At 62.9% G+C, this 24,097-nt stretch carries 23 protein-coding genes; 14 read left to right on the top strand and 9 right to left on the bottom strand.

Annotation, left to right across the window (positions count from 1 at the left end; all coding sequences use genetic code 11):
* The first annotated feature begins 1 nt into the window (after position 1).
* The 5 genes from FHR22_RS10930 to FHR22_RS10910 all read left to right on the top strand — a co-directional run bounded on the left by FHR22_RS10930 (position 2) and on the right by FHR22_RS10910 (position 4,622).
* On the top strand, positions 2-748 hold the full coding sequence (locus tag FHR22_RS10930; RefSeq protein ID WP_166941951.1) for a DUF2334 domain-containing protein: 747 nt from the start codon (positions 2-4) through the stop codon (positions 746-748).
* Between the two features lie 67 nt (positions 749-815).
* Complete coding sequence (locus FHR22_RS10925) at positions 816-1,736, top strand: hypothetical protein (RefSeq protein ID WP_243853648.1); 921 nt, start codon at positions 816-818, stop codon at positions 1,734-1,736.
* Between the two features lie 14 nt (positions 1,737-1,750).
* Complete coding sequence (locus tag FHR22_RS10920; RefSeq protein WP_243853647.1) at positions 1,751-2,251, top strand: DUF2141 domain-containing protein; 501 nt, start codon at positions 1,751-1,753, stop codon at positions 2,249-2,251.
* Entirely contained in the window at positions 2,248-3,423 is a 1,176-nt protein-coding gene (locus tag FHR22_RS10915) for a glycosyltransferase (protein WP_166941947.1), read from the top strand. The genes FHR22_RS10920 and FHR22_RS10915 overlap by 4 nt, the downstream gene beginning before the upstream one ends.
* On the top strand, positions 3,423-4,622 hold the full coding sequence (locus FHR22_RS10910) for an LptF/LptG family permease (protein ID WP_166941945.1): 1,200 nt from the start codon (positions 3,423-3,425) through the stop codon (positions 4,620-4,622). The genes FHR22_RS10915 and FHR22_RS10910 overlap by 1 nt, the downstream gene beginning before the upstream one ends.
* Positions 4,623-4,782: 160 nt before the next feature.
* On the opposite strand, the gene FHR22_RS10905 is transcribed toward FHR22_RS10910, so the two are convergent.
* Positions 4,783-5,562 (bottom strand): HAD family hydrolase, encoded by a 780-nt coding sequence (locus FHR22_RS10905; protein ID WP_341786605.1) that lies wholly within the window; start codon positions 5,560-5,562, stop codon positions 4,783-4,785.
* A gap of 38 nt (positions 5,563-5,600) precedes the next feature.
* Between FHR22_RS10905 and FHR22_RS10900 the strand changes: the two genes are divergently transcribed.
* The 8 genes from FHR22_RS10900 (at position 5,601) to FHR22_RS22765 (ending at position 12,887) form a co-directional block, all read left to right on the top strand.
* Positions 5,601-6,803, top strand: a complete 1,203-nt coding sequence (locus tag FHR22_RS10900; protein WP_166941943.1) for a hypothetical protein — start codon at positions 5,601-5,603, stop codon at positions 6,801-6,803.
* Positions 6,793-8,106, top strand: coding sequence for a lipopolysaccharide biosynthesis protein (locus FHR22_RS10895; protein WP_243853646.1), 1,314 nt, complete (start codon positions 6,793-6,795; stop codon positions 8,104-8,106). Before FHR22_RS10900 ends, FHR22_RS10895 begins: the two co-directional genes overlap by 11 nt.
* Positions 8,107-8,219: 113 nt before the next feature.
* Complete coding sequence (locus FHR22_RS10890) at positions 8,220-8,798, top strand: RNA polymerase sigma factor (protein WP_166941942.1); 579 nt, start codon at positions 8,220-8,222, stop codon at positions 8,796-8,798.
* Entirely contained in the window at positions 8,785-9,735 is a 951-nt protein-coding gene (locus FHR22_RS10885; protein WP_208417618.1) for a FecR family protein, read from the top strand. Before FHR22_RS10890 ends, FHR22_RS10885 begins: the two co-directional genes overlap by 14 nt.
* Before the next feature lie 4 nt (positions 9,736-9,739).
* The gene (locus tag FHR22_RS10880; RefSeq protein ID WP_166941940.1) at positions 9,740-12,121 is read left to right on the top strand and encodes a TonB-dependent receptor domain-containing protein; all 2,382 of its coding nucleotides are present in this window, start codon (positions 9,740-9,742) and stop codon (positions 12,119-12,121) included.
* 65 nt (positions 12,122-12,186) lie between these two features.
* Positions 12,187-12,414, top strand: a complete 228-nt coding sequence (locus tag FHR22_RS10875) for a hypothetical protein (protein ID WP_166941939.1) — start codon at positions 12,187-12,189, stop codon at positions 12,412-12,414.
* On the top strand, positions 12,402-12,596 hold the full coding sequence (locus FHR22_RS10870; RefSeq protein ID WP_166941938.1) for a phosphatase PAP2 family protein: 195 nt from the start codon (positions 12,402-12,404) through the stop codon (positions 12,594-12,596). The genes FHR22_RS10875 and FHR22_RS10870 overlap by 13 nt, the downstream gene beginning before the upstream one ends.
* A 60-nt stretch (positions 12,597-12,656) precedes the next feature.
* The gene (locus FHR22_RS22765; RefSeq protein ID WP_425057439.1) at positions 12,657-12,887 is read left to right on the top strand and encodes a phosphatase PAP2 family protein; all 231 of its coding nucleotides are present in this window, start codon (positions 12,657-12,659) and stop codon (positions 12,885-12,887) included.
* Positions 12,888-13,009: 122 nt separating this feature from the next.
* On the opposite strand, the gene FHR22_RS10860 is transcribed toward FHR22_RS22765, so the two are convergent.
* From FHR22_RS10860 to FHR22_RS10840, 5 genes are all read right to left on the bottom strand, one after another.
* Complete coding sequence (locus tag FHR22_RS10860) at positions 13,010-14,794, bottom strand: aminopeptidase P family protein (protein WP_166941936.1); 1,785 nt, start codon at positions 14,792-14,794, stop codon at positions 13,010-13,012.
* 5 nt (positions 14,795-14,799) lie between these two features.
* Positions 14,800-15,990 carry a serine hydrolase domain-containing protein gene (locus FHR22_RS10855; RefSeq protein ID WP_166941934.1) on the bottom strand — a complete coding sequence of 397 codons (1,191 nt, stop codon included), beginning with the start codon at positions 15,988-15,990 and terminating at the stop codon, positions 14,800-14,802.
* 15 nt (positions 15,991-16,005) lie between these two features.
* Entirely contained in the window at positions 16,006-16,527 is a 522-nt protein-coding gene (locus FHR22_RS10850) for a hypothetical protein (protein ID WP_166941932.1), read from the bottom strand.
* A gap of 38 nt (positions 16,528-16,565) precedes the next feature.
* On the bottom strand, positions 16,566-17,432 hold the full coding sequence (locus tag FHR22_RS10845; protein WP_166941930.1) for an alpha/beta hydrolase: 867 nt from the start codon (positions 17,430-17,432) through the stop codon (positions 16,566-16,568).
* 180 nt (positions 17,433-17,612) lie between these two features.
* Positions 17,613-19,652 (bottom strand): TonB-dependent receptor domain-containing protein, encoded by a 2,040-nt coding sequence (locus FHR22_RS10840; protein WP_166941928.1) that lies wholly within the window; start codon positions 19,650-19,652, stop codon positions 17,613-17,615.
* A 234-nt stretch (positions 19,653-19,886) separates the two neighbouring features.
* Here FHR22_RS10840 and FHR22_RS10835 point away from each other — a divergent pair, with 234 nt between their 5' ends.
* Complete coding sequence (locus tag FHR22_RS10835; RefSeq protein ID WP_166941926.1) at positions 19,887-20,996, top strand: helix-turn-helix transcriptional regulator; 1,110 nt, start codon at positions 19,887-19,889, stop codon at positions 20,994-20,996.
* A gap of 149 nt (positions 20,997-21,145) precedes the next feature.
* Here the strand turns inward: FHR22_RS10835 and FHR22_RS10830 are convergent, their stop codons facing one another.
* Genes FHR22_RS10830 through FHR22_RS10820 form a run of 3 tightly spaced genes read right to left on the bottom strand, consistent with a single transcriptional unit; the run spans position 21,146 to position 24,015 of the window.
* Positions 21,146-21,445, bottom strand: coding sequence for a cytochrome c (locus FHR22_RS10830; RefSeq protein ID WP_166941924.1), 300 nt, complete (start codon positions 21,443-21,445; stop codon positions 21,146-21,148).
* A 17-nt stretch (positions 21,446-21,462) separates the two neighbouring features.
* Entirely contained in the window at positions 21,463-22,659 is a 1,197-nt protein-coding gene (locus FHR22_RS10825) for a molybdopterin-dependent oxidoreductase (RefSeq protein WP_208417617.1), read from the bottom strand.
* Positions 22,660-22,689: 30 nt separating this feature from the next.
* Complete coding sequence (locus tag FHR22_RS10820) at positions 22,690-24,015, bottom strand: alginate export family protein (RefSeq protein WP_243853645.1); 1,326 nt, start codon at positions 24,013-24,015, stop codon at positions 22,690-22,692.
* Between the last annotated feature and the right edge of the window lie 82 nt (positions 24,016-24,097).

The following is a 24,097-nucleotide window of genomic DNA, read 5'->3' as shown; positions in this document are numbered from 1 at the left end:
CGTGCGCCGCCTCCTTGCGTCGATCCACGATGTCACGCCGGTTCACGCCGCGCGTCTCGACCGGCTTGTCCCGATCGTCGAAGCGGCCGTGGGGGCAGGGCGCTACGCGCTTCTCGTCGTTCCCGATTTTCACCGGCGGGGACGGCTGACCGGAGACCCGCAGTTCGAGAGGCGCCTGCGTGGGTGGGCCGACGCTGGCTGCGAGATATTCCTGCACGGCTTTACCCATATCGACGAGAGCGACCATGCTGGTGCCGCTGCGCGCTGGAAGGCATCGCGCATGACCGCCGGCGAGGGTGAGTTCCTGGGCCTCTCGACGCTCGATGCCGAAGCGCGGATTGCCGAAGGCCGCGACATGATCGAGCAGCTGACCGGACGGCCGATCGCAGGTTTCGTCGCTCCGGCCTGGCTCTATGGCGAGGACAGCCTCGCCGCGCTCGCGGCGCAGAACGTCCTGATGATCGAAGATCATTTCCGCGTCTGGAATCCGCAGACTTCGGCGGTGCTCGCGCGCGGCCCGGTCGTCACATACGCCAGCCGCTCGCGGGCACGCATCGCGAGCTCGATCCTTTGGTCGCGTCTCGCGACGGGGCTGCTCGCCCGCGCGTCGACGGTCCGCCTCGCCGTCCATCCGCACGATGTCGACTCGCCGCGGCTTCTGCGGGAAATCGCCCGCGCGCTCTCGGCCTTTGCGCGGACGCACCGGCCTTCGGCCTACGCCGAGCTTCTGCCCGGCCGATTTTCCTGAATCGGTGGTGCGGATTTGCCGATGGGTTGGCGTCAGTCCCTCAGGAACCGCTGCCAAAAGGTGATTGATGGCTTCTCGAGCATTGGGTGAAACGCAGGCGACATGGGCGGGGCGCCTTCGCCCCCTCCTTCAAGATCAACATCCCTGGCAAAAATATATCGCCCTCGGGCTGTCGCTTGCCCTCCTTGCGGCGCTCGCCTCGAAGCTCGCGAGCATCGGCTTTGCGGAGCTCTTCAGGGGTATTCCGGCGTCGCCGATCTTCTGGATGGCCTTCGTCGCTTATTATCTGGCTCTGCCGGCGTCAGAATGGATCATTTTCAAACGGCTCTGGAATATCCCGCGCGCGGGTTTCTTTGCCCTGCTGCGCAAGCTCGTCAGCAACGAGATTTTGTTCGGTTACAGCGGCGAGGCCTATTTCTACAGCTGGGCGCGGCATCGCGCCAAGATGGCGGCCGCGCCCTTTGGCGCGATCAAGGATGTCAGCATCCTCTCGGCGGTTGCCGGCAATCTCATGACCCTGGCGATGCTCGCCCTTGCCTGGCCGGTATTGGGAGAGGTCGCCCCTGAATTGCACGGTCGCACCGTGGCGCTATCGGCCGCCGTCATCATCGGCCTGTCATTCCTTCTGCTCGCCTTCCGCCATCGCATCTTCTCGCTGTCCCGCTCCGAGCTGTGGATGATCTTCGCCGTGCACACCGGCCGGCTGCTGCTCACCACATTGCTTTCGGGTGTGATGTGGCGCAGTGCGCTGCCCTCCGTGTCCACCGGCTGGCTGCTTGTTCTCGCCACCCTGCAACTGGTGGTCACGCGCCTGCCTTTCGTCCCGAACAAGGATCTGGTCTTCGCCAGTGTCGCGCTCTTCCTGATCGGCCATGACGGCGCGATCGGGCCGCTGATCGCAATGATCGCCGGGTTGATCCTGCTCGTGCACCTCGTCCTCGGCGCGGTACTGACCTTGGCCGAGCTCGCGGCGGCGCACCGGTCATGAGGGCTGCAACGGCGATGGCCCTGCTGCTCATCGCAGCGGCTCCTGTCAAACCCGACCCCTCGCTCGGCAAGGCGGAGGCGGCATGCCGGCAAAATGAGCCGGGGCCCGCACTCATCGTCGCGGTGGCCGGCCTCAAGGATCGCAAGGGCATGGTGCGCGCCGAGCTTTATCCCGTCAACGACAGTGATTTCCTTGCCGACGACGCGGTCCTGATCAACGCGAAGAAGCTGTTTCGCCGTGTCGATCTGGATCTGCCGCCTTCGGGTCCCGTCACGCTCTGCCTGCGGGTTCCCGGACCTGGTCGTTACAGCCTGTCGGTCCTCCACGACCGCAATCATAATCTGAAATGGGACAAATTGTCCGAGGGGCTGGGGTTCGGTGGCAATCCGAAGCTTGGCTGGTCGAAACCCAAGGCATTTGCCGCATCGGTGGTGGTCGGCACGGGCCCGGCGCGGACCGAGGTTGTGATGAACTATCTGAGCGGGCTCAAATATAGACCGCTGGAACGCAAATGAAGATCGTCGACGTCTGCGCTTTCTACACGCCGTATGGCGGCGGGGTAAAAACCTATGTCGACCGAAAGCTCGCGGTTGGCGCCGCAATGGGCCATGAGATCGTCGTCATCGCGCCGGGCTCGCACGATCATGTCGAGCGGCGACCGGGCGGCGGCACGATCGTCTACATCGCGAACCCGCAACTGCTCGTCGACCGGCGCTACCGCTACTTCGACGACGCAATGGCCGTCCATGCGCGGCTGGATGCCGAGCGCCCCGATCTGGTCGAAGCCTCATCGCCATGGCGGACCGCCACCATCGTCGCTGACTGGCAGGGAAATGCACCCCGCACCTTGATCATGCACGCCGACCCGCTGGCGGCATATGCCTATCGTTGGTTCGCCCGTTTCGGGAGCCGCGAGATGATCGACAGGCGCTTCGACCTCTTCTGGCGCCATCTGCGGCGGCTCGGTGCGCGTTTCGATGGCGTCGTCAGCGCGAACCGTCATCTTTCGGCGCGATTGCGGGCAGGCGGTGTAGCCGGGGTGGAGACGATTCCGATGGGCGTCGATCCCGGTGTCTTTTCGCCCGCGCACCGCGATAGCGGATTGCGCCGCGACCTTCTCGCGCGGTGTGCGCTTCCCGAAAACGCGAGCTTGTTGATCGGGGTCGGTCGCCATAGCGGCGAAAAGCGCTGGCCGCTCGTGATCGACGCCTGCCTTGCCGCATCGCAGGATCGCCCGGTCGGGCTGATTCTCGTGGGCGACGGCCGTGACCGGTCGCGCCTCGTCCGGCAGATCGGCGACAATCCGCATGTCCATCTCCTCGCGCCGATCGCCGATCGGGCCCTGCTGGCAAAGGTCCTGGCGAGCGCCGATGCCCTGGTCCACGGCTGCGAAGCCGAGACGTTCGGGCTTGTCGCAGCGGAGGCTGCGGCATCGGGTCTTCCGCTGATCGTCCCCGACGAGGGGGGCGCCGCCGACTTCGTGGGGGACGACAATGGCGTGCTTTATCGAGCTGGCGATGCGGCGGCGGCGGCGCGGGCGATCACGGAGCTTCTGTCGCGCAATCGCGAACAGGTCGCCGCTGCGGCTGCGACGCGCGCAGCTGCCGTGCCGCTTATCGACGATCATTTCGCGGCTCTGTTTACGCGTTATCGCGCTTTCGCCGCGCCTGCGCGCAGGGCTGCCTAATGTCCGCGATCGACCTCTATATCGCGCGGAGGCTCGCTCGTCCCTTCGCGGCGGTCAGTATCATCATCATTCTGTTGCTCACGCTCGAGAACAGCCGCCGGCTCATGACGCTGCTCGACAATGTCGAACAGCCCGTCGCCGTGCTGGTCAAGCTGATGCTCTACCTCGTCCCCGAATATCTCGGGATCGGCCTTCTTATTGCGGTGCTCCTGTCGGTCGCGGTCGTGTTCCGCAGTTTCGCGCTTCAAGGCGAACTCGACATATTCGCCTCGATAGGACTGTCCCCCGGCCGTCTCCTGCGCGTGCCGCTTTTGTTCGGGCTTGCGGTGGCGTTGTTCCATGCCGGCCTTCGGGCCTATGTCGAACCGGCCGGTGAACAACGGCTCGATGCTCTCGGCGCCTCGATCGCGCTCGGCAATCTGGGCCTTTCGATCTCGCCGGGCGAGTTTCTTCTTCCGCGCCCCGGGACGATGTTCCATGTCGACTCGGTCGACCGCGGCACGGGTGTCTTTAGCGGGCTCTTTGTCCAGAACCGCGGCCTTACGGTCGCGGCGCGCGAAGCTGTGGTGATCAACGGCGGGCAGAAGGGCGTCTTGCTGCAACTTTTTGACGGCCATGTCGTCACGACCGGTTCGAGCGGCCATCCTGAACTCGCATCGTTTCGGACGATGGCAATGCCCATAGAATTGGTCGCGGCGAAGCCCTCGCGCCTGACGCCTCGTCATCGAAACGACCGGCTGATGCTTGGCGCCTTGTGGCGCGTCGCCGCTCGCGCTCCGTCGGCGTCCGAGCGCATAGCGGCGCGGGCGGCGCTCGGAAGCCGGCTTGTGACGGCCGCCTTTGTGGTCCTCATTCCCTTCTTCGGCTTCACGCTGGGGATTCCGCCCAAACGATCGACCTCGGCGCTTGGGCTTGGCGTCGGCATCCTGCTGATCGTCGGTTTCGTCCAGACGATCGTCGCAATCGAGGACAGCGCGCATGCGCTGGCGCCCCTCCTTCAGCTGGCGGTCCTTTTCGGCTTTGGCTGCGTCGCCAGCGCGCTGCTGCGTCTCCAGAGTCTCCGCGGCCCAGGCACGATCGAAGCGATGCTGGTGTGGGCGAGCCAACCCGCGCGCTATCTGACGCGCGGGTTGCAGCTCGACCGGTTGATGATGCGCCTGCCCGCCGACAGGCCGGCGATGGCATCTGCGGGCCGATGACCGGAGCTGGCGGCGGGGTGCACGGTCGATTGCGTCAGCCGCGTGCCCGGCAGGATGGCGCATCGCGCGAAAGCGGTTTTCGATGGCTGCCACATGCACCCGTCTGGTGGAATCTGCTGCGCTTCGCGACACGGAACTAACTGCCGCAGCTGAAGCGCCGTCAGCCTAGCGCAGTCCGCCCGATCGTCCGGTTCCCGGCGCGCGCTGAACGGGGCTGGCGCCAGTCGTAGATCGTCCAGCCGCGCCGCAAGGCCAGCTGAAGCAGCTTCTGCGATGAATTGACCGCCACCGCCTCATCCGCCCATTCGAAGGTTGGAAGATCCGAAAGGTCATCGGAAAAGAATCGAATATGTACATCCGCGCGATCGATCTCCTGACCCGCGAGCCAGCGTTCGAGCATGAGCCGCTTGTCCTTGCCGTAGCAATTCTCGCCGGCGATTTGCGGGGTGAGATTGCGCCCGTGCCATATCGACGCGGTTCCCACGACATCGGCGACGCCGAGCCGCTCGGCGATCGCCTCAAGATAGAAAAGATGCGCGGCCGAGGCGATCACGATACGCCGTCCGGCTGCCCGCTCGGCGGCGATGCTCGCGATGGCACCGGGATGGATATTCCGCGCAAGACTCTCCTCAGCATAGGCGCCGGCGAGACAGGTCAAACTATCGAGATCGATCGCGCTCCCGAGCATGAGTCGCTGCATGGCCTGCTTGAGCCGTTTTCGCGATAGCAGGCGGGCCTTGTACGCGGCCATCAACACCAGCACGAGCGGAGCGAAGGCGAGCCGCCATGGTGCGCGGCGCCGTGCGGCAAAAAGCAGGAACGGTGACCAGGTGCCGTAGCGGGTCAAGGTGCGGTCGAGATCGAAGATCGAGAGCGGACGGGATGATGGCATGGGCGAGTTCCTCCGCAGGTAGGACGTCGCCAGAATTTTTTTCCGCACTGCTGCGGATAGTGCGCTGCCGCGGCGTCGTTCCTCCCATGCGGATCGCCTTTCTTTTCAACCATGACCAGATTCACCAAATGGCGCACAGCCTGCCTGTGGCGATGGCGCTGGCGCGTTCGGCTATGGGGGCGGAAATCATCGTCGCGACCACCAACGATCTGCTGGCACGCGAGGCCGTCCGCTTGATGGGCGGCACCGAGCCCGCAGGCATCCGCTTCGTTGCACTGGCACTGCGTTCGGCCGCGTCGCGAAGCCTCGACGCCATGCTGGGACGCGTCCTCCCTGCAGCGAAATTGCTGATATACCGTGACAATCTTGCGTTTTTCCGGTCGCTTGACCTGCTCGTCGTGACCGAGCGAACCTCGCTCATTCTCAAGACCCGCTACGGACTTTCATCGCTCCGCATGGTCCTGACCGATCATGGCGCGGGGGACCGGGCGATCGGCTTCGGCAAGTCCGCGGCGCTGTTCGACCATATATTGGCAGCAGGCCCGAAGATCCGCGACCGGCTGACCCGCGAGGCGGGGGTGCGGCCCGAGCGGTTGACGATTACCGGCTATCCCAAGTTCGATATCGCGGCCGGGCAGGGGCGGCCGATCAAGTTTCGTGGCAGTAACAGGCCGATCGTTCTCTACAATCCGCATGTCTCGCCGCATCTTTCGTCCTGGTACAAGCAGGGCCGGGCGGTGCTGGACTATTTCCTTGCCAGCGATCGCTACAATCTGATTTTCGCGCCGCACATCATGATGTTCGAGCGGCCGATGGCGGTAACGATCGACAAGCTTCGGTTCGGCCTGCCCGGAAAACTGCATGCCCGCTATGCCGCTGCCCCGAATATCCATATCGATCTCGGCAGCACCGCGCTGACCGATATGAGCTATACCAATGGGGCGGACATCTACCTCGGCGACGTCAGCAGCCAGATCTACGAGTTTCTCAAATCGCCGCGGCCTTGCCTCTTCCTCAACAGCCACGGCATCGACCCCGATCGGGATCCCAATTTCGCGCATTGGCAGTCGGGGCCGGTGATCCGGGACGCGCGCGATCTCGATCATGCTCTTCAGCAAGCCGTGGCGGATCATCCGGCTCATTATCGCTCGGTACAACGACGGCTATTCGATCATACCTTCGACCTGACTTCCGAGCCGTCTTCGGTTCGCGCCGCGCGCGCGATCGCGTGTCTGGCCAGCGGTGCCAAGGCCGAGGGCGTGTCCGCCGATAGCCGCCTTGCTCACTGAAGCGAAGGCGCGGCCGGGACCGGTTCGCCGGATATACCAGAATCTCGGGCTGCTGCTTGGCGGCAAGGCGGCGGCCGGATTGATCAGCCTGGTCTATGTTGTCGCCGCCGCACGCATCCTCGGGCCCGAGCAATATGGCGTACTGGTGCTCGTCAATTATTTCGCGATGCTCGTCGGCGGTCTCGTCGCCTTCCCGGGTTGGCACGCGATCGTCCGCTACGGCGTCCAGCCCGCGGAAAGCGATCATGCCAAGTTGATCCGGCTGCTGCGCTTTACGGGCGCGATCGAACTTGCGGCGGGCGCCGCCGCGGTGATCGTCGCAGCGCTGGCGGTGCCGCTCGTCGGCCCGCTGCTCGGATGGTCGGCGGAAGCACAGGCTTTGGCCGTGCCTTATTGTTTTGCCGTGCTGGCGACGGTGCGTGCGACCCCGGGCGGCTATCTGCAGATATTGCGGCGCTTCGACCTCCTCGCATTGCACAATATCGTGACCCCCATAATGCGGCTGCTCGGCACCCTGATCATCATCGCCTTCGATCTGGGACTGACGGCCTTTCTCGTCGCATGGCTTGTCGCGGCGATTGTCGAGGGAGCGTCGCTCTGGATAGCGGCCATCTATCTGGCGCGCCGTCACCTGCTCGATCAGCCTTTACTCGGCGCCATAGCGGACGCGCGGCGCGAACATGTGGGGCTCGGCCGCTTCATGCTGACCGCAAATGCCGACATCATGCTCGGCGATGTTACGGGCCGGCTGACACCGCTCATCGTCGGCGCGATGCTCGGGCCGACGGCGGCGGGCCTGTATTCGATCGCACACCGTGCGACGATTGTCATTTCGCAGCCCGCGCAAATGCTGGGGCAAGCCGCCTATGCCGAGCTTGCCCGCCTGGCCTCCGGAGGCGGGGGTGGCGGCGCAATCCGGCATGCGCTTGCTCGCTGTATCGGCATTGCTCTTGCCACGGCGCTACCGCTTCTCGTCCTTCTTGCCTTCTTCTCGCGAGAGATCGCGGTGCTGATCGGCGGACAAGCCTTCGCAGGGGCCGCCGTGATCATGGTCTGGCTTACTTTGGCCCGCGTGGTCGCGATGACGGGACCGCCGACCAGTGCGGCGCTGATCGCCGTCGGGCGCCCCGGCTTGTCGGTGACTGCCAATGCCATAGCCGGGCTGGGCCTCATGTCGTTGCTGCCCCTGTTTACCCACGCCGCCGGTCTCGTAGGCGCCGGTTATCATGCCTTGTTGCAGGCGGTGGTCGCCGCGACCCTGCTCGGCTTCGCCCTGTGGCGAGCGACGGGGCAAAATCCATGAATGCGCCGCTTGCTTTGCTATCTTCGCGCAGCCTCGCGCCTTTCATCTTCGCGCCATATAGGGCAGACACCATGGCTTGCCCCGCAGGCGAAGATGAAAGTGCGCAGCGTTCGATGACCGAAGCCAATGGGCTCGAAGCGATATTCATGGCCAACCGGCCGGCCTTGTCGCGCTATCTGCGCGTTCGTCTCCGCGGCGACGGCGATGGCGAAGACATTCTGCAGGACCTTTGGCTGAAGCTCGCCGATATCGACGCGAGCCTGATCGCCGAGCCGCTTGCCTATCTCTATCGAACCGCCGAAAATCTGGTCCTGGACCGGCGCCGTTCGGCGCAGCGTCGCAGCACGCGGGAACAGGAATGGACGAAGGGGCACATCGATGGAAGCATTGCCGCGCCGCGCGACGCGCAGCCATCGGCCGAGCGCGCGCTCGTGGCACGTGATCAGCTCAGGCGGGTCGATGCTGTGCTCGACGCTTTGCCCGAACGCACAGCTTTTGCCTTCAGGGCGGTCCGGATCGACGGCACTCCGCAGAAGCAACTCGCTGCGGAAATGGGCATCAGCGTGAGCGCGGTCGAAAAGCATTTGCAACGGGGGTACCGCGCGGTTCTGGAGCTCAAGCAGCAGCTGGATGTGGATATCGACGCGCCGCAACGTCAAGTGGCGGAAGGAATCGATGATGGGGACCGGTAACGTCATGGACGAGGCCATTGCATGGCACGTGCGGCTGCAAGGTCCGATGGCCGATGGCGCGCTGTGGGCCGAGTTCACCGCCTGGATGGAGGCTGATCCGGCGCACGCCGATGCCTATGACGCGGTGGCGCTCGCCGACGATCGCCTGTCGGACGAACTCGCCGAAACCCCGGTCGCGGAAAAAGACACGCGGCGCGCCACCAATGACAATGAGCCCGGTGTCCGCCCCTGGTTTAGACGCACGGCGTTCCTCTCCGTCGCCGCCAGTCTCGTCCTCGCATTGTTCTTGTCGCCGTTTCTGCTGCGGTCGCCGGGGATGGAAGTGATTATGACGAATCCCGGCGAAACGCGCGAAATCGCTCTTGGCGACGGATCGACGATCGCTCTCAACGGAGGCACAACGATTCGGATCGACCGGAAGGCCGAGCGTTTCGCGCGCCTCGACACCGGCGAGGCGATCTTCACGATCAAGCATGACAGCGCCCGTCCATTTGTCGTCGAAACCGGAGACGGGACGCTTCGCGACCTCGGCACGATCTTTAACGTGCGGCAGTCGGCGAACGGTCTGGAGGTCGGCGTATCCGAGGGTAGTGTCCAATATGATCCCGGCGCCCGGGCCGTGACGGTTGCGGCCGGAAAGCAGCTCCGCGTCCAGCGCGGGAAATCCGCGGCGGTCGTGACGGCGATCGATCCGGCCTCGGTCGGCGGGTGGCGCCAAGGAAGGCTGAGCTATCACGATGCGTCGCTCGCCATGATCGCGCTCGATCTTTCGCGTTCGCTCGGCACACCGGTGACCGTGTCGCCGGATCTTGCGAGTCGGCGCTTTTCGGGCGTTATTCGGGTTGATCGCGACGAAGCGAGGCTCTTCCGGCAACTGGAGTCCTTGCTTGGCGTTCATGCCCGCCATAGTGCCAAAGGATGGCAATTGACGCGCTGATCCGGTGACCTGGAACCGCTTTCTTCCGGCTACGGCCATCGCCATCGCTGCCGCGAACCCGGCGGCGGCGGCGGAAAGCCGCAACTTCAATATCCCGGCCCAGCGCCTCGACAATGCACTGATCGCGCTTGGCAATCAGACGCAGATTTCGATCGGCGGGATCGACCAGCGCCTTGCGGGCGCGCGCAGCAAGCCTGTTCGCGGCCGGATGACGATTGCACAGGCGCTCACGATGATGCTGCGGGGCACCGGCTTCACCTATCAGATTGTCGATGCGGAGACGGTTCGCATCGTTCCGGCGCCGCAGCCGCGCCCAAAGCCGAAGCCCGTCGCGGCTCCACAGCCGGCTCGCGAAGCGCCGCGCGCGGAAGCGCCGATGCCGCCGCCCACCGAAATCGTCGTCACCGCGACGAAGCAGGGTCAGGCGCTCGACAGTTATCCAGGTACCGCCCATATCGAGTCGGTTGGCAGCCTCGGTGTCAGCGAAAGCCAGGGTACCGGCGCCTTCGTCGCACGCATTCCGACCTTGACTTCGACCCACCTCGGGCCGGGCCGCAATAAATTGTTCGTGCGCGGCATCGCCGACAGCAGCTTTTCCGGACCGACGCAGTCGACGGTGGGGATCTATCTCGGCGACCTTCGGCTTACCTATAATGCGCCCGAGCCCGACCTCCGCCTCTATGACATCGACCGCATCGAAGTGATCGAAGGCCCGCAAGGCACGCTCTATGGTGCAGGCGCGCTCGGCGGCATCATTCGCATCGTGCCCAAAATGGCGGACCCTGGCGGCTTTCATACCTCGGCGGCCGTCGGCCGGTCGCTGACCCGCGGTGCGGAACCCGGATATGACATGGAAGGAATGGTCAATATTCCGATCCTCGTCGACCGTGTCGCGCTTCGGGTCGTCGGCTATAAGCAGGTTGAGGGCGGATATATCGATAACAGCACCTTGGATACGCAGAATACCAACCGGACGCGTATCGATGGTGCACGTGCGAACCTGCGGATCGAGCCCGGCGACAATTGGACGATAGATCTCAACGCGCTGCTCCAGAATATCGACACGCGCGACGGCCAATATGCCGAAACCGACCAGCCGCGCCGCACGCATGCCGCCAACTTTGCCCAGCCGCACGACAATGACTTCAAGGCGGCGGGAGTCGAAGTCGCGAAGGGCTGGGGCGACCTTAAGCTCATCTCGTCGACGGGGATCGTCGACCATGATCTCTCGGATGCCTTCGATGCGACCGGATATGGCGGCAATCCCGGGGTGCAGATGTTCGAGGGGCATGAGACGATTCGCTTGCTTACCCACGAAACGCGCCTCTCGCGCCGCGGGCCGTCGGGTAACAGCTGGGTGGCGGGTGTCAGCCTCGTCCGTAACATTGATCGCATCGACCGCCGTCTCGGTCCGCTCGACGCACTCGTCACGCTGGCGCGGCTGCGCAATCGGAAGACGGAGATTGCCCTCTTCGGCGAGGCGACGCAGCGGATCGCGCCGCGCCTGTCGGGAACGCTCGGCGGGCGGGTCGTCTTCGCCGAGACGATCGGCGAATTGATGGGCGCCGCCAGTGAGGATTTCGAACCGAAGCGCCGGCAGGTCCGTTTGCTCCCTACCGCGGCCCTGTCGTGGAAACCGAACCCCGAACTTCTGACCTTCCTTCGCTATCAAAGCGGATTTCGGAGCGGCGGCATCGCGATCACGGGCGGACAGATCAACACCGCGCAGCGGTTCGATTCGGACTCGATCCACACCGCGGAACTCGGGATGAGGTTCGGGAGCGAAGCCAACATGGCAACGCCCCGTTTCTCGGGCGGTATCACGACCTTTTATTCGATCTGGACCAGCATCCAGGCCGACCTGATCGGGACAGACGGGCTGCCCTTTACCCAAAACATCGGCCGCGGTAAGGTTTATGGCGCGGAGATTAACGGCCGCTGGCGTGCGACCGATCATCTGTCTTTCGACGGCGCGCTGTTCCTCAATCGCAGCGCGCTGACGAATCCCGCAGAGGGGCTCGAGGAGGCTGACGAGCGACCGCTGCCGAATATCGCGCGGACCAGCGCGCGCGTAAGTGCCGCGTGGGAGAGCCGGCTGTCCGCCGATTTGACTTTCAAGCTCGACGGAACCGTGCGCTTGATCGGGGCGTCTAGCCTCGGCACTACCGCGCCGCTCATACTCGACCATGGCGAAACGACGCAGGTCGATCTGTCCGCCGCGCTCGTCGCAGCGAAAGGCTGGGCCCTTTCGCTCAACGCCACCAACCTTCTCAATGCGAGTGGCAACACCTTCTCCTATGGCAATCCGTTTACCGTCGCCGCCGGCAAACAGATCACGCCGCTGCGGCCGCTGACGATACGATTGGGCATTCGAGCCGGATTCTGACGCGCGCGCCTCCTATTGAAGGACAGGCCGACCTTTGGAAGTCTCATGTTGCGAGAGGCGCGAAATTGAAGAAGCTCCTGAAACTGCTGACGTCGGAGCGATTGCTGGCGCGTCGGCCGGATATACTTGTCACGGCGGCGATGGCGCTCGCGGCGCTCGTCGCGCTCGGTATCTTCAAGCTCGCGTCGGAAGTCGCCGAAGGCGAGCTCAATGCCTATGATACCCTTGGACTGCATTGGGTGCGGCCTTGTTCGGCGAAAGCGGTGCCATGCGGGCGGCGATGCTCGATCTGACCGCGCTGGGCGACGTCACCACCCTGACGCTGGTTGTCCTCTTTTCCGCTGGCTTGCTGACGACGCTCAAGCGGGGACCACTCGCCCCGTTCCTCGTCGCCCAATGCGCATCGGGAGCGCTCGTGATGAGCTTGCTGAAGGCCTGGTTTGGATGGGCACGGCCGACCGTCGTCGAGCATTGAGCTTCTTATGGAAGTGCGAGCTTCCCGAGCGGTCACGCGGCGAATTCCGCTATCGTCTATTTGTCCATTGCCGTTCTCGCTGCCGGATTGGCGCCGAGCCGGTCGAGCCGCATCTATGTTGCCGGAGCGGCGGGATTGCTCGTGGTGTCGATCGGCATTTCACGTCTGTATCTCGGCGTTCATTGGCCGAGCGACGTCCTCGCCGGTTGCGCATTCGGCGGCGGATGGGCTCTTCTGTGCTGGAGCATCATGTGGAGGATCGCCCCTCTACGGGCTCGCGTTGGCACCTGAACTATCGATCCCTCTTTTACCTCATGTCTCAGTGGGGCTCGCGACAATGTCTGCTTCTCTCATTTCGGTCTTACAAGCGGACCGACACCTAACGGCCAATTGTCGACATCGGCATTTTCCTTTTAACGGACGGAAGACGTCTCCCTTTCCAGCCAAGCTTGCTCCTCGGCCGACATCAGCGGGCTCAGCAATTTGAAAACGCGGGCGTGGTAGCCGTCCAGCCAATCGATTTCGGCGTCGCTCAACATATCGACGTTGATCAAGTTGCGGTCGATGGGCGCCATGGTGATGGCCTCAAAACCCAGCATCCTATTGTCACTGCCTTCGACTGATCGTTCGACCGCGACCATCAGATTCTCAATGCGGATGCCATAATCACCTGCCTTGTAGAATCCTGGTTCGTTCGACAATATCATGCCGGCTTCAATCGCGGCTTCACCTGGTCTGGCGAATGGCCCGAAATAGGCTGGCCCTTCATGAACGTTGAGAAAATGGCCGACGCCATGGCCGATACCATGGCTGCAATCGACACCGCCCGCCCAGAGCGCAATGCGCGCGATTACATCGAGCCGGCTACCGACCGTACCGGTTGGGAAAATTATAGTCTGAAGTGCAATATAGCCCTGCAGCACGCGGGTGAACCGATCCCTGACCTCGGCGCGCGGCTGGCCGACTGCAACCGTTCGGGTCACGTCGGTGGTTCCGTCCAGATACTGGCCACCGGAATCGACCAGATAGATACTGTCTGGACAGATCGGAGCGTCGGTTTCGGGCGTCGGCCAGTAATGAGGAATCGCCGCATTGCCGTCGGCGGCCGAGATCGGTTCGAACGATAAGCTATGATATCGATAGGTCTGGCGCCGGTACTCGTTGAGCCGGGCGGCCGCCGACGATTCGGTGAGCTTTCCCTTGGGCGCTTCGATTGAGAACCAGTGGAGGAAGCGAGTTAGTGCAGCACCATCGCGGATATGCGCCTGCTTCATGCCTTCGATCTCGACCGGATTCTTGACCGCCTTGGACAGCACGGCCGGATCGCGATCGGCGCGAATTACGGCGTTCCCCTTTTTCAGCGCCGCGTAGATCGCCACCGGCGTCAGATTGGGATCGACCGAGACGAGCTTGCCCGGCATGGCCTCCAGCGCTGTGTAAAAGTCGTCATAAGGTTTCAACCTGACGCTGTTGCCCAGATGCTGGCGCACAGTCTCGTCTATCTTGCGCGGATCGACGAACAGGTCGGCGGTGCCGTCGCGGTGGCAGATCGCGAAACTATAGTTGAGCGGGACGATGTCGACGTCGCTCGCGCGGATATTGAACAGCCAAGCAATCGAATCGAGCGCGACCAGCACGCAGGCATCGGCCTCGATCGAGGCGAGCCATTCGCTGACATCCCTCCGCTTGTCCGCCGAACTCTTGCCTGCCAGCTCGATCGGCTGGACGAAGGCCGGGCTGGTCGGGCGCGCGGGCTGGTCGCTCCAGAGCGTGTCGATAGGATTGACGGACAGTGGCACCAGTTCGGCCGTGCCCATCACCTTCTCGCCAATCGCGGCGAGCGCTGATCGGGTATAGAGCCTGGGATCATAGCCGATCCGCCGGCCTGGCGCATGGTCGGCGAGCCAAGCGCCGACGCTGGTCTGCGGCACATCCTGATAGGACCAGTCCGCGCCATCCACCTGGGTGCGAACCGACCCGGTATAGCGAACATCGACGAAGATCGCGGCCTTGTCGGCCAGCACCGCGATGCTGGCGGTCGATCCGGTAAAACCGGTCAGCCAGGCGAGCCGCCGCGAATAAGGTGCCGGAAACTCGGTGATATGCTCGTCGCCCGTGGCGATGATTAAGCCGTCCAGTCCGATCCGATCCAGTTGGGCACGCAAGGCGGCCAGGCGGTGATTGTGCTGCAAGGTCATGGCCTTCAGTTTCGAAACGCGCGGTACACCAGATCCTGAGACAGGATGCTGAGCGGCGCGATTTCAGGATGCGGCATGGCGCGGTGGGTCATGCCGACGAAGACGATGTCGTTTTCCGGATCGGCCCAGAACCAGGTGCCATGGGCGCCCGCCCATTCATAAGTCCCCTCGCCGACCGGACGTCCCGCCTTGGCCGGGTCGATGCAGACCATTCCGTTCATGCCGTGGCCGTTGCCGCCCCCGACGACATAGTGGAGCGTGTTGTAATCGTTCGCGAGGAAATCGTTTGACAGCATGTTGGTCAGCATCAGGTCGACGCTTTCGGGCTTCAATATGCTCGTGTCGCCAAGACTTCCCCGATTGAGCAGCATGCGGGCGAAACGGGCATAGTCGATTGCGGTCGAGCGGAAGGAACTGCCACCCAGCGGGAAGGTGATTTCCTGCATTTCCAGCGCATCGCCTGGCCGCAGCCGCTGCGTTTCGGCGTCCATCGCATAGCCGGGGACAAGCCGCGCATTCTGCGCATGGGTCAGCGCAAAGCCGGTATCGGTCATCCCCAGCGGGCCGAAGACCCGCTCCACCAGGAAGCAATCGTAGCGAAGGCCCGTGATCCGTTCGATGATAGATGCCTGAAGGTCCATGGCGATGCTATATTCGAAGCGCGTTCCAGGTTCATATCGCAGCGGCACCTGCGCGTAACGACCGATGAGGTCGGTCAGCGAGCTCGCTCCGAAGGTGTCGATCTTGCTGACCGTCGCCATGATCTCTTCCATCGTGTGGCCGAGGCCATGGCCGCTGCTGTGGGTGAATAGGTCGCAGAGCACCGGCTCGCGCCAGGCAAGGCTGCCGGCCTGCTGAGTGAGTCCCTTGAACTCGGGAAGATGCTTCGAGAGCGGATCGTCGAAGCGCCACTTCCCTTCCTCGTAGAGAAGGAGCATTGCGACCGCGGTAAAAGGCTTGGTCATCGAATAGAGGCGAAAGATCGCGTCGGTGCGAAGCGGCGTGGGTTGGTCGATGTCGCTCTGGCCGATGGCCTCATGTAACACTAGCTTGTTGCCGCGCGCGAGAAGGATCACGGCGCCCGGAAGATTGCCGTTCCCCACCACGGTCTGCAAAAACAGGCGCAGTTCCTGCAGCGGTTCGGTCGCAAAGCCGGCGTCCGAGGCGGTGGAGGGCGTGAAATCAAATCGGGTCATGAATTTCTCCAGCTTTTATTCCGGCGATGGTTGCGAGGATAGGGTTTCGAGGCGCGCCTTCACCCTGCCGAGATAACCGTTGAGATGCGTCTCGAAATGGTTGCTCAAGCCGTCGATCGCGGTCGCGACAGCCGCTCTGCTGCGGTTCATCGGCCGTTCGATGCCCATCTGCGTATGGCAATCGATCATATAGCGCGCGCCGCACGGCGCCGCCTGTGCATGATAGGTGGCGTAAACAAGCACGCTTGGAACAGACAGGAATTCGACGAATAGGCTTAGCCGGCGCGCGGTCTCGTCGCGTTCGGTGATGTGGACGATCCGCTGATCGGCCGCGACGCCATCTTGCTCTATCTGCATATGGTAGCCACCCAAGACCGCTGCAGGATCGTCGACCGGCTCGATCGCATAACCTTCGGTCCGCCATTGCCGGGCCTCGACAAACATATCGACGATATCGGCCCAGACGGCACCGGGTTCGGCGGCGATGTCGGCGCCGAGGTGGTTGACGATTGTCACGGATATCAGGGGTATTGTCATCTGTTCACCCTTCGGGATGCCTTGCCGCCCCGGCCGGATCAGGCATGCCTCAGATAGAATGTCCGAAGGAAATTGTGCATCGCGGATGGTTTGACCGTGATGTGGGTTTCATCATCGAAGAGCCGGCTGGAGAAATTCAAACCCTTGAGCGGCGTCGTGCCAGCCAGCCGCATGAACTCGACCGTGCCACCGGCAACCATCGACTGGTAGGTCCCCGGATCGGTGACCTCGCGCGTGGCGACCGTCATGTGGAGATTGCGGTCCGACAAACCGCCACTCGCCGCGGCGTTGGCATATAATTGGAAGATCACCGATCGCTCGATGAGAATGCCGGGACTGCTGGCGCCGAAGTTCCGGAAGATCGTCTTGTCCTGAAGCGCCGCATAGGTGGCGAAAAGGCCGCCATAGGAATGGCCGAACAGGCCCAGGCTGTTGATCTCGACGCGGAAATTCTGAATGATGAAAGGATGGAGTTCCTCGGTAAGGAAGGCCAGGAAGCGGTCGCCCGCAGGGTTCTGCAGATTTTGGATATAAAGTTCGATCCCCTCCCGGTTGAGCACTCCGCTGTCGACGACTTTCCGCATATCGTCGACCATGCCGTGGGGAAGGGCCTCGGCCGGCGGCAGCAGGTCACGCGCGCGGACGGCCAGCGCGCGGCCAGCGTCTTCGTCGGTATAGCCGACGCAAATCTGGATTGTCGGTTCGAACATATCCATCAGATCCCATTCATTGAGATCGCAAAGGCTCGCGGCCAGCGGCGCATTTCGATTGCCATCGGGCGAATAGATCGCGGGGAAGCGGCGATCGGGGTCCTTTTCATAGCTGATCGGCGTAGTGACCCAAACGGCATAGCGGGCGCCTGCCGTTTCCGAATCGATCTCGAAATAATGCGTGCGGGGAAACATCGATGCGGCCGGCAGGGGGTGAGGTCTGAACCGTTCGAGCGATGATGATTCCGGGGTTGCTGCGGGCTTGCTCTCACGAGATTGTTCGATGTGCTTCATCTACTTCCATTTCCGAATCGAGGCCCGGCGATTCCAAGGAATCGCCGGAGCCGATTAGCTATTGTCCTGTCTTCGGCGGCGTCAGAACTTGATGCTGGTGCCGATGCCGATCACGCGCGGGCGCTGCTCGACATTCTCGTTGATCACGCCGAACGGGCCGATGATGTTCGGGACATTCTCGTCAAACAGATTGTTCGCAAACAGCGCGACTTCGACCTGTCCGATCGATGCCCCGATCCGAAGGTTGACCAGATCGCGGCCGGGGCGTGCGACAATCGTGGGCGGGGCGAAGTTCCGCAGGGTGATTTGTCCCTTGCCGGCATGCTGATAGTCGATGCGGAAGATGCCGGTGATGGTATCGGTCAGGGTCGGACGGAAATCGGCCGAGGCCGACCAGGATTCGCGCACCGCGCCGTCGATCGGGTCGCCCTTGCCCTTGTCGCCGGTTGCCGTGTCGAACGCCAGATTGTTCCAGCCGTAGGTCGCGCTGAGCGTCAGTGAACGGGTCGGCCGCGCGGTTGCCGAAAGATCGACGCCCCAGCCCGAAACCTTGCCCGAGTTGGTGACGATCTGGATCGCGCTGCCGGGGGCGAAGGTATAGGACTGAACCTTCGACCATACACTGCGGTAGACGCTGGCGTCGAGGATCAGCTTGTTGCTGAACAATTGATGCTTGGTGCCCAGTTCATAGGTCCAGATCTGGTCGGGATCATAGGAAGGCGGAATGGTAAACACGCCGCCGCCGGCAGAGGTGGTATTGAAACCACCGCTGCGGAAGCCCTTGGCGACGTTTGCAAATACCATCGAATCGGGGGTGAATTCATAGCTCAGGTTGAAGCGCGGATTGACCGTTTCAAAACGACCCTTGTTCACGTCGAGCGTCGATACGCCGAAACTGGAGCTGTCGGTGATCTGTCGCTTGCGATCGCTGAAATAGCGCAGACCCGCGGTCGCCTTGAGCCTGGGGGTAAAGGCATAGTTTAATTCGCCATAGAGCGCATAGGATTTGTTCCGGTTGAACTGGTCGAAATCGAGGATCGCAAAGGGCAGCGTGCCGGGAGCCGTGTTGGTTTCTGAAAGCTGGGCGGACTTCAAATCGCGGTAGGTGCCGCCGAATTGCCAGCCCAACGGCCCGGCGCTTTGCGAGGCCAGCCGCACTTCGCCGCTGTAGATTTTATAGTCGGTTTCGGCCGGGTAGGCGATGCGGTCGATGAACCCGGGCGGAATGCCGAGCAGCGGTAGTGCAGGCACATAAAATGGCGACAAGTCGAACTGGATCTCGTTGTGCCGGTCGATATAGCTGCCCGAGACGCTCAGTTCGGCGAAATCGAGATCGTAGCTCAGCTTCGCCTGGATCAGCGTGTAGCGGTCCTTGATCGGCGTGGGGACCAACGCCGATGTCCGGTAGCCGACGCCGAAATCCTGATTGTCCTGCTCCGATCTTTGGTAAAGGCCGAGCAGCGACAGACTCAGCCGGTCGGTGGGCTGGGCGAGCAGGTTGGCTCGCAGCGTGTAGATATCGGCCTGGTTGATATTCTTCTCGCCGGTATCGACATTGTCGATGAACCCGCCGATCCGTTCATAGCCGGCGACGAGCCGCAAGCCCGCTTTGTCGGTCGCGAGCGGCAGGTTCAGAACGCCGACCACCCTCCCACCGCTCTCGCCGCCCCGCGTGGACGAATATTCGCCCTCAACCGATCCGCTCACCGCATCGAGCCTGGGCGCGGCCGGGATGTAGCGGATCGTTCCGCCCATCGAACCCTGGCCATAGAGCGTCGCCTGCGGCCCGCGCAACACTTCGACCCGTTCGAGATCGAGCAGGCGGACGTTGAGGACCTCTCCCTGCGTATCGAGGCCCAATGGGGTTTCATCGAGATAGATGCCGACGGTCGAAGACCCGATCGTGTTCGAGATGCCGCGCATCTGCACGAATTGGCGGCCCACGCCATATTCGAAGGTCGAAAACCCGGGCACCGAATATTGCAGGTCCTTGAGTTCGGCGACCGCGCGGGCGCCGAGTTCCTTGGAACCGATCACGCTGATGGAGATCGGGACATCCTGAAGCCGCTGCTGGTATCGCTGCGCCGTCACGATGATGTCGCTTGCTTGTTCCTGGTCCACCCCCGAGTCAGCTTGCCCGGTTGTTTGAGCATAAGCCCCGGCGGGAAGCATCGCAGCGCTTGTCAGTAACGCGCACATCCATCGGTCCATCACTTCCCCCATTTTTGTTCTGTGGCGAGTTTGGCTCCCCAGGGAACTCAATGACGACGGCATAATCGTCAGTTTGACCGCGCGCTTTCGATTACGTACATAACTGTTTTGATATCGGGTCGAATGCAATCGGTGGAGTGCGACATGCTGCATATGGTTGGTGGCCGATCGGCGACGCAAGCCGCAGGCAGCGGTACCGCGATCAAGCCGTGGTTATCGGAAAAAACCGCGCCGACACCCTTTCAGCGGATTGCGGCGGTTTTCCCCGTTCAAGCCTATGCGCTAGAGCGGGCTCGGGTGGAACCGATCGTCCCTATCGACCGATATCTGCCGCTCGGCGAACCCTGCCACTATCGCATGATCATGGCGAATTCGCTTGTCAGCGGGACGTCCGAGTTCTGCGGACTGTCCGACGGCTTCTTCGTGGTAGTCAGCGACATAAACCTTTCCGAGCCGCTCGCCTGCGCCATTTCTACCCCCGATGTCTTGCGGATACGCGTCGCCCTCGACGGCGATGGCGAGTATCTGCCGTCGCAGGATGAAATGCTCGATATCCGCGGGCGAAGCGCCGGGGTGATCATCGAGCCGCCGAATATTCCTCCCGCGAAATTTGTTTCAGTCGGGCACCATATGGCCGTGCAGATCATCGTCCATCGCGATGCGCTGCAGCGCCTCTATCCGTGCGACGAGCAGCTGCCGGCGACGATCAGGGCCTTTCTCGCAAATGAGTTGACTCACAGGGTGGCGAAGCAGTTGAACTGTGGCCCGGCGCTGCTCCGTTGCTTGGAAGATTTGCAAAACTGTTCCCTGACCGGGCGAAACCGGTGGCTTTTCATTCGTTCCAAGGCTGTCGAGATCCTTTGCCACACCTTCGGAACGCTGGAAGAGGAAGATAATATCGGCTTGGTGCAGCCTTCCGCATTCATTGGTCGGGCCGTCAACAAGGCAAAGGATCTGTTGCGCGAACACTATGTAGCGCCGCCATCGCTCGACGATCTCGCACGCGAGGTGGGGCTTAGCCGTACCGGCCTTTGCTCCAATTTCAGCCGACTGACGGGGCAGACTGTTTTCAATTTCGTCAGCGAACTCAGGATGCAGCATGCACTTGCGATGCTGAACCGTCACGAGGTTCCGATTACCGAAATCGCTTATGCGGTCGGCTACAATTACCCGTCGAGTTTTACCGTAGCCATCCAACGCCGCTTCGGCGCCTCTCCGAGAGAATTGCGACGCAGGGTTCCATCGGAGCCTTGAGGGCACGCTGCCTGTTGCACGTGCCCGTGATCGCGCGCGTGAGCGAGATCAGTTCGAAGACTGGCATCGTTCGTGTCTGCTTTGCGCGGTTGTCCCCTGCGAAGCTGCCAGTCTGCAAACGGCCAGTTTTCACGACACGTCCTTAGCGGTCAGCGCAGCGGGGCGCTGGTAGCTTTCAAATAAGACTGGATTGCGGGCTCGTCCGCTCGGTTGATCGGCGCCTTGTAGACGTCCTTCATCTTCTTGATGATGCCTGCCCATTGATCGGGCTTCAGCTTCGGCTGGTTGAGGACCATCGAGGGCGAATGGCAGGCCGAGCAATTGCGGATCATTGCGTCCGAACCGGCTCGCACCGGAAAGGCCACAACGTCTTCGGGAAGCTCGATCGAAGCATCGGCGAACTCGACGGTCTCGCCCGGTTGACAGGCTGAGAGCGCGAGCAGCAGCATCGAGGCCAGGACTCGCTTCATGCCTGTACCAGCGAAATAAATTCGACGCCGCCGCGTGCGTAGCCGTTGGGGTTCCAGTCTTGTTCGAGCGGCTGGCTGACGGACTTCACATTGGTGCAGCGTGGGCCGATCGGGCCGACGGCGTCGGGCAGGGTCAGCGACCAGCGGCGAAAGCCATATTGTCCTTCATCGGGCCCAAGCGTCGCGCACAGAATCTTGTCGCCTATCAGAACATCGACCTTTGCGATTCCGCAGTCGCCGCCCATGGCAATCCCGCGCAGTTCGATGGGTTTGCCGGCCGCGATCCTGTCGCCGTCGGCATGGTTGGTGATCCACGCGCGCGGCACCATTGCGCCGATCGGCGTCGTCGGAAAATCCTTGTCGCCGGGCTTCACGGGGACGGTCGGCATGCGATAGGCCTTCGCCATCCAGAAGCTGTCGTCCTCGCTCGTCAGTACTTCGATGTCGCTCAGCATCTTGACCCAATAGGTCGCATACCAGCCGGGCACGACAAGGCGCAGCGGATAGCCGTTGAGCAGCGGTAGCGCCTCGCCGTTCATCGCGAAGGCGACCATCACATCGTCGCGCCGTGCGATATCGATCGGTACGGACTTGCGGTAGGCGGGCGCGTCGGGCACCGGCGGCTCGTCGAGCCCGCCGAAGCGAACGAACTTCGCGTCAGCGTTCAAACCGGCCTTGTCGAGAAGATCGCGGAGCCGCACCCCGCGCCATTCGGCATTACCCATCGCGCCCGGACCCCATTGGGCACCGGGGATGCGGGGCACGAACTGGCCGCGTCCGTTGCCGGCGCACTGGTTGACCGCTGCGAGCTCGATGATTTCGCCGCTCTTCACGACCTCTTCGAGCGCCAGCGAAAGCGGGGCTTTCACCGCCCCGCGAACCTGCAGCCGAAAATCCGTCACCTTGATTTCGGTCGGCATCGGATAGTGCCAGCGCACATAAAATTGGTCGTTTGGCGTCATCACGCCTTGGTCGAAGACCGAGAAAGGGGTTTCGAGGAGGGGCGGGTGGACGCGCTGGACGATCAGCTTGCCCTTGCCGGGAAAGGCGGGATCGAGCGAACGGAGGCTCGGGCCTCCCGGCAGACGCAGATCGACCATGTCCTTCGCAAGGACCGGCAGTGCGAGAGCGGCGCTCGCGCCGCCTGCGAGCAAAGTGCGTCGCGACATCATGACCGACTTGTCTTCACACATGCCCGATCTGTCAACATGTCGGCCGAACTCCTAGAAACTGATCGTCGCATTGAAGCTGTTGTAGATCGTGTCGCCGACGGGCGGGGCATTGGGGGCATCATGCAGGAAGCGCCCCTTGGCAAGAAGCAGGCCGTTCCATTCCAGGCGGATGCGCTTTGGTATCAGCCAGTAGCGGACACGTGCTTCGAACTGGTGGCCGGCGAACCGGCCCGAGCTCCCGCTGGCGTCCCGAACACCCGTTGTCGAGAAACTGTCGGAACGCGAGGCGAGCCAAAGCGGGCGATAGGCTGCAAAGGCATCCAGCTTTTTGCTTGGCGTGGTCTCTATGCGGAGGCCGGTCGAGACGATGTTGGCGCGGCCGACCGCATTATAGAGGCCGGCGGGCGCGAGGTCGGCGCGCCGCATGCCGAACAGCGTATCGAACCGGGTGAATTTGCCGCCGCGTCCATCGCCGCTCGCATAGTCGAACTCGATCGCGATCCGCGGTGACCATGGATGCCGGAAGCTATACCCGATCTCGGTGTGCGTGAACCAAGCCGAGACGTCGAGCCTGGCGGCGATGGGCACGAGCGAGGCGCTGATCGACCCGGACTGGTAGAAGGTCTCGCTCTCGAAGTCGGCGCGGCCGGCGGAGGGGTCGCGATAGAGGCGCAGGCCGATCGTATCGAGCGAGCGGTCGCGCGTTGCGAGCTTCGGAGAGTCGCGCTCGCCGAGATGGAAATAGGAGAGTTCAACGGCGCCGCGCTTGTTCGCGAGCTTCTTCGTGGCGAGTCCGCCCCAGAGGACGAGGTCGAAGCTCTCGCGATCGAACTTGGCGCGGTTGTCGACGACGTCGGGGCGCCTGTCCGGGAGGCGGACCTGCGGCAGCGTGTAGATCAGCGTCGCCGACAGGTCTTGTGGAAAGGCGAGATCGGCGCGGATGCCGGTGTAGCCATTGGTCGTGTTGCGATAATCATCCGCGGCCACCAGGCGGCGCGATCCAAGGTTGAGGGTGAAGCGGCCGGCCTGCAGGGCAAGCTTCCTCCCCTGTCCGAAGGCGTCGGGCATCTCATAGCCGATATAGACCTGCACCAGTTCGAGCGTGTTGACCTCGCCCGTCGTGATCGGCGTTCCCGCATCGCCGCCATAGACGCGGCTGTCGTAGAGCTCGGCGCCGAGCCTGAGCCGTCCGGTGCGATATTCGCCGGTGACGATCGTGCGGATGCTGAAGAGGTCGTCGGACTCGTTGAAGCCAGTGCGGGGCTGGCCTTCGATCGTCTCGTAGCGCAGGCGCGTGTTGGCGCTCAGCGTCAGACCCTCTTCGGCATGGGCCGTAGTCGAGACGAGTAGCAGGATCGGAAAGGAAAAGCGCTTCAAACAAACCTCCTCATCCCCGCGCACGCGGGGACCAAAAGGCAACGCTTGAGCGCACGCTGCGCTTGTCCGGGAGGTTGCTTCG

This window comes from Sphingopyxis panaciterrae, assembly GCF_011762125.1.
Taxonomy (GTDB): domain Bacteria; phylum Pseudomonadota; class Alphaproteobacteria; order Sphingomonadales; family Sphingomonadaceae; genus Sphingopyxis; species Sphingopyxis panaciterrae.
Note: the sequence above shows the minus strand (reverse complement) of the source record. Positions and strands in the feature narration are given on the sequence as shown.

Excerpts from the sequence above, each read along its gene's own strand:
- FHR22_RS10925 (WP_243853648.1), top strand. The coding sequence starts at position 816 with ATGGCTTCTCGAGCATTGGGTGAAACGCAGGCGACATGGGCGGGGCGC.
- FHR22_RS10920 (WP_243853647.1), top strand. The coding sequence starts at position 1,751 with ATGGCCCTGCTGCTCATCGCAGCGGCTCCTGTCAAACCCGACCCCTCG.
- FHR22_RS10915 (WP_166941947.1), top strand. The coding sequence starts at position 2,248 with ATGAAGATCGTCGACGTCTGCGCTTTCTACACGCCGTATGGCGGCGGG.
- FHR22_RS10910 (WP_166941945.1), top strand. The coding sequence starts at position 3,423 with ATGTCCGCGATCGACCTCTATATCGCGCGGAGGCTCGCTCGTCCCTTC.
- FHR22_RS10900 (WP_166941943.1), top strand. The coding sequence starts at position 5,601 with ATGCGGATCGCCTTTCTTTTCAACCATGACCAGATTCACCAAATGGCG.
- FHR22_RS10890 (WP_166941942.1), top strand. The coding sequence starts at position 8,220 with ATGACCGAAGCCAATGGGCTCGAAGCGATATTCATGGCCAACCGGCCG.
- FHR22_RS10885 (WP_208417618.1), top strand. The coding sequence starts at position 8,785 with ATGGGGACCGGTAACGTCATGGACGAGGCCATTGCATGGCACGTGCGG.
- FHR22_RS10870 (WP_166941938.1), top strand. The coding sequence starts at position 12,402 with ATGCTCGATCTGACCGCGCTGGGCGACGTCACCACCCTGACGCTGGTT.
- FHR22_RS10860 (WP_166941936.1), bottom strand. The coding sequence starts at position 14,794 with ATGACCTTGCAGCACAATCACCGCCTGGCCGCCTTGCGTGCCCAACTG.
- FHR22_RS10855 (WP_166941934.1), bottom strand. The coding sequence starts at position 15,990 with ATGACCCGATTTGATTTCACGCCCTCCACCGCCTCGGACGCCGGCTTT.
- FHR22_RS10850 (WP_166941932.1), bottom strand. The coding sequence starts at position 16,527 with ATGACAATACCCCTGATATCCGTGACAATCGTCAACCACCTCGGCGCC.
- FHR22_RS10845 (WP_166941930.1), bottom strand. The coding sequence starts at position 17,432 with ATGTTTCCCCGCACGCATTATTTCGAGATCGATTCGGAAACGGCAGGC.
- FHR22_RS10835 (WP_166941926.1), top strand. The coding sequence starts at position 19,887 with ATGCTGCATATGGTTGGTGGCCGATCGGCGACGCAAGCCGCAGGCAGC.
- FHR22_RS10830 (WP_166941924.1), bottom strand. The coding sequence starts at position 21,445 with ATGCTGCTGCTCGCGCTCTCAGCCTGTCAACCGGGCGAGACCGTCGAG.
- FHR22_RS10825 (WP_208417617.1), bottom strand. The coding sequence starts at position 22,659 with ATGTGTGAAGACAAGTCGGTCATGATGTCGCGACGCACTTTGCTCGCA.